This window comes from Gemmobacter sp. (assembly GCF_016792925.1).
In the GTDB taxonomy this organism is placed as follows: Bacteria; Pseudomonadota; Alphaproteobacteria; order Rhodobacterales; family Rhodobacteraceae; genus Gemmobacter.
The window spans coordinates 1-3,700 of sequence record NZ_JAEULU010000341.1 but is presented as its reverse complement, the minus strand read 5'-3'; the positions used below and the strand labels follow the sequence as shown (position 1 = coordinate 3,700).

Sequence of the window (3,700 nt, the reverse complement as noted above, 5' to 3'; positions counted from 1 at the left end):
CCATCTGTCTGTTCGGGCGGGCGCAGCCGCAGCCGCCCCGTCCTCAGCCGGGTCGGCAGCGCCATGATCCCGCCCCCTCAGCCCAGCTTGCGGATATAGGTCCAGGTTGGCACGCGGGAATTGCGCGCCACGCTGAAGGTCTCGGCATCGCCGAGATACTGGAACCCGGCATTGGTCAGCACCCGGGCCGACCCCGGATTGTCCTGAAACACCTCGGCAAAGATCGTGCGGTTCTTCTGCGGATTGGCCGCCACCAGCGCCCGCACCGCCTCCGAGGCGAAGCCCGTGTTCCAGAAGGCCGGCGCCACCCAATAGCCGATCTCGCTTTGATCGCGGTTGAACTTGCCCTCATCCATGCGCTTGAGGCTGATGACGCCCAGCACCTCGGCCAGCCCGGTGGCGCTGCCATCCAGCACCCAGACCGCTTCCTCGCCCTTGGGATTCATCGCGCGGGTGACGAAGTTTTCCGCCGCGCCCGGCGGCAGCGGATGCGGGATCGAACGGGTCGCCTCCGCCACGCGGCGGTCGCCCGCATACATGGCAAACAGCCCCGCGTCGGATTTTCGCACCGGGCGCAGGGTGAAGCGACCGGCGGTGATCACGCCGTCCACCATCTGCCCGAACCCCGCCATTGCGGCAAAATCCTGATCCTTGGCAATCACATCCAGCTTCATCGCTTCCCTCCATCGAAGCGCATGACCGGCGCGGCTGTCGCGCCAGACACGAACAAAGTCACAAACACGTCTTGGCCTGCCCAAGGCCAATTGGGGCCTCGGCCACATTCCTGCAAGGGCGAGGCCTCCCCGCCTTGCCCGATCCCGCCATTTTCGCCGCAAAGGCGGCGGAAATGAGGAAGGGGCCGGCCTTTCGGCCGACCCCCTGTTACAATTGAATTGTAACGGTTCGGCTTACTCAGCGGCTTCCGCGACCGGAAGAACCGAAATGAAGGTGCGACCCTTCAGGCCCTTCTTGAACGAAACCTTGCCGTCAACGGTGGCAAAGATCGTGTGATCGGTGCCCATGCCGACGCCATTGCCCGGGAAGAAGGTGGTGCCGCGCTGACGCACGATGATATTGCCCGGGATCGCTGCCTGACCGCCATAGAGCTTCACGCCCAGACGACGACCAGCCGAGTCACGACCGTTGCGCGAAGAACCGCCAGCTTTTTTATGTGCCATGGGGTGTTACTCCTTATTCCGCGGCTTTGGCGGCAGCGCCGCCATTATGGGCCGCGCGGCGCGCATCGGCGGTGCCGGTGGCGGCTGCAACGCCCGATTTCTCGGCGCCCGAGGCCAGCACTTCGGTCACGCGGAGCAGCGTCAGATGCTGACGGTGGCCCTTGGTGCGCTGCGAGCTGTGCTTGCGGCGACGCTTGACGAAGTGGATGACCTTGTCGCCCTTGATCTGGGCGATGACTTCGGCCTGAACGGCAGCGCCCGCAACGGTGGGCACGCCGACGGTGACGGTTTCGCCGCCCACCATCAGGATTTCGTTGAACTGGACTTTGTCACCAGCATTGGCCGCCAGCTTTTCAACGCGCAGGATGTCGCCAGCCTGCACCTTGTATTGCTTGCCGCCGGTTTTGAGGACCGCGAACATGGGTCTTTCCTTCCAGGTTTCCGCGTCTTTCGGCCCCTTCCCGTTGCCGGGGCGGCGTTCCGGGGGAAGCCCCCGCCTTCAAACAGCGCGCCCCGCAATCGGGACGATGTAAACAGAAAACCCCGGACAGACTCGGGGCCTGTTCAGGATGGGTGCTTATCGGGAAATGCCCCTCCCCTGTCAAGCCCGCAGTTCGCCCCCGCCCTTCCTGACACACCGGCCCCCCACCGCCCGCGACAGATGGATATTTAAGCCAAGATGAAACCCACTTCACCTTGGCTCAAATATCCATGCAACAGCAGCCCCCAGGCGGCCCGCCGTCAGCTTTGCGGGCCGTCCAGCAGGTCGATCAGATGCTGCATATCCTCGGGCATCGGCGCCTCGAATTGCAGCTCCTCGCCGGTGACCGGATGGATGAAGCCCAGCGTGGCGGCATGCAGCGCCTGACGCGGAAAGCCGTTCACCGCCTCTGCCGCCGCCGCGCCCACCACCTTGGCCGCCAGTCGGCGCTTGCCGCCATAGGTCTGGTCGCCCACGAGGCCATGGCCCGCATGGGCCATATGCACCCGGATCTGATGGGTGCGCCCGGTTTCCAGCCAGCATTCCACAAGGCTCACCACCGGCGCGGGCTCGGCGCCCCAATAGCCCACCACGCGGGCGCGGGTGATGGCATGGCGCCCCTCGTTCCACACCACCGCCTGCCGCTGCCGGTCGGTCTTGTGGCGCGCCAGATGGGTGGCGATGCGCAGGATGCCCCCGGTCTCGAAGCTGACGCCCTTGGTGCCACGCAGCCGCGGATCGGCGGCCGAGGGCATGCCATGCACCAGCGCGAGGTAATGGCGGTTCACCGTATGCGCCTCGAACTGCGCCGCGAGGCCCTGATGCGCCTTGTCGCTTTTGGCGACAACCAGCAGGCCCGAGGTGTCCTTGTCGATCCGATGCACGATGCCCGGCCGCCGCGCGCCCCCCACGCCCGACAGCGTATCGCCGCAATGATACAGCAGCGCATTGACCAGCGTGCCGCTCCACGAGCCGGGCGCCGGATGCACCACCATGCCGACCGGTTTGTTGATCACGATGAGGTCGGCATCCTCCCAGATCACCTCCAGCGGGATGTTTTCCGGCTGGGTGTCCAGCTCGACCACATGGTCGATGGTCAGCATATAGGTCTCGCCCTCGGTCACCTTCGTCTTGGAATCGGTGATGGCCACGCCCTCGCGCGTGACCTCGCCGCCCGCGATCATCTTCATCAGGCGCGAGCGCGACAGCGCCGCCTCCTCTGGCACAAAGGCCACCAATGCCTTATCCAGACGGTCGGGCGGGTCTTCACCGATCACCACGCGCAGGATGCCGTCATCGGTGTCTTCATCATCAAGGGAGCGGGTCATGGACGATACCTCGGAACAGCTGGAGCTGCCGCCCTCGCTGCGTTGGCTGAAATGGCTGGTGACGGCGCTGACCCTCACCCTGATTCTGGGCGTCATAACCATCGTGGGCCTGCTTGTCACGCGCCTGCCCCTGCCGGGCACCGCGATGGCACCGCCCACCCTTCCCGCACATCTGGCCCTGCCCGAAGGCACCACCCCCTATGCCTTCACCCATGGCACGGGCTGGGTGGCCGTGGTGACCACCGACAACCGCATCCTGATCTTCGACACCGCAGGCACCCTGACGCAGGAAGTGACGATCCAGCGCTGAGCCCGTGATGGCCAAGGCCGCACCGCCCCGCGCGTCCTGACCTCAGCTCACAATGGCCGAGGCCATCGCCTCGGTCACGCGGCACCGTTCCCACATCGGGCCGGTGGCCCGAAGCCACCGGCCAGCGCCCGCCGGGGCAGGCCCTGGCCTCTCGATGACTTGCTGAAACGGTCTTGCGGTCCCGCTCTCACAGGGCCGGGAAAACGCAGTACGTTTCCGGCTTCCGGCCCGTCTTATGGCCGAGGCCATTGCCGAGGTCATGTTGAAACATCAGCGAGTTCGGGCCGGTGGCCCGAAGCCACCGGCCAGCGCCCGCCCCGCCAGTGGCGGGCGCTTTGCACCCGCCGGGGCAGGCTCTGGCCTCTCGGTCACGGGCTGAGCCGGTCTTGCTGCCCGGATTCCA

Annotated in this window: 5 protein-coding genes; 1 reads left to right on the top strand and 4 read right to left on the bottom strand. The window is 66.1% G+C overall.

All coding sequences use genetic code 11. The annotated features are described in order from the left end of the window. Positions 1 to 77 precede the first annotated feature (77 nt). From JNN06_RS17025 to JNN06_RS17010, 4 genes are all read right to left on the bottom strand, one after another. Entirely contained in the window at positions 78 to 632 is a 555-nt protein-coding gene (locus JNN06_RS17025; RefSeq protein ID WP_291240786.1) for a GNAT family N-acetyltransferase, read from the bottom strand. Between the two features lie 276 nt (positions 633 to 908). Next, a complete protein-coding gene (rpmA, locus tag JNN06_RS17020; RefSeq protein WP_291240785.1) occupies positions 909 to 1,178 on the bottom strand; it encodes a 50S ribosomal protein L27 in 270 nt (89 codons plus the stop codon). 13 nt (positions 1,179 to 1,191) lie between these two features. Then, positions 1,192 to 1,599, bottom strand: coding sequence for a 50S ribosomal protein L21 (gene rplU / locus JNN06_RS17015; protein WP_291240784.1), 408 nt, complete (start codon positions 1,597 to 1,599; stop codon positions 1,192 to 1,194). A gap of 320 nt (positions 1,600 to 1,919) precedes the next feature. After that, on the bottom strand, positions 1,920 to 2,987 hold the full coding sequence (locus JNN06_RS17010; protein WP_291240783.1) for an RluA family pseudouridine synthase: 1,068 nt from the start codon (positions 2,985 to 2,987) through the stop codon (positions 1,920 to 1,922). Between JNN06_RS17010 and JNN06_RS17005 the strand changes: the two genes are divergently transcribed. Further along, positions 2,986 to 3,297: a DUF6476 family protein gene (locus JNN06_RS17005; RefSeq protein ID WP_291240782.1), complete on the top strand. Its 312-nt coding sequence runs from the start codon at positions 2,986 to 2,988 to the stop codon at positions 3,295 to 3,297. The genes JNN06_RS17010 and JNN06_RS17005 overlap by 2 nt on opposite strands. Positions 3,298 to 3,700 lie beyond the last annotated feature (403 nt).

Bases quoted from the DNA above. Each gene is read 5' to 3' on its own strand.
- JNN06_RS17010 (WP_291240783.1), bottom strand. From the start codon at position 2,987: ATGACCCGCTCCCTTGATGATGAAGACACCGATGACGGCATCCTGCGC.
- rpmA (WP_291240785.1), bottom strand. From the start codon at position 1,178: ATGGCACATAAAAAAGCTGGCGGTTCTTCGCGCAACGGTCGTGACTCG.
- JNN06_RS17025 (WP_291240786.1), bottom strand. From the start codon at position 632: ATGGCGGGGTTCGGGCAGATGGTGGACGGCGTGATCACCGCCGGTCGC.
- rplU (WP_291240784.1), bottom strand. From the start codon at position 1,599: ATGTTCGCGGTCCTCAAAACCGGCGGCAAGCAATACAAGGTGCAGGCT.
- JNN06_RS17005 (WP_291240782.1), top strand. From the start codon at position 2,986: ATGGACGATACCTCGGAACAGCTGGAGCTGCCGCCCTCGCTGCGTTGG.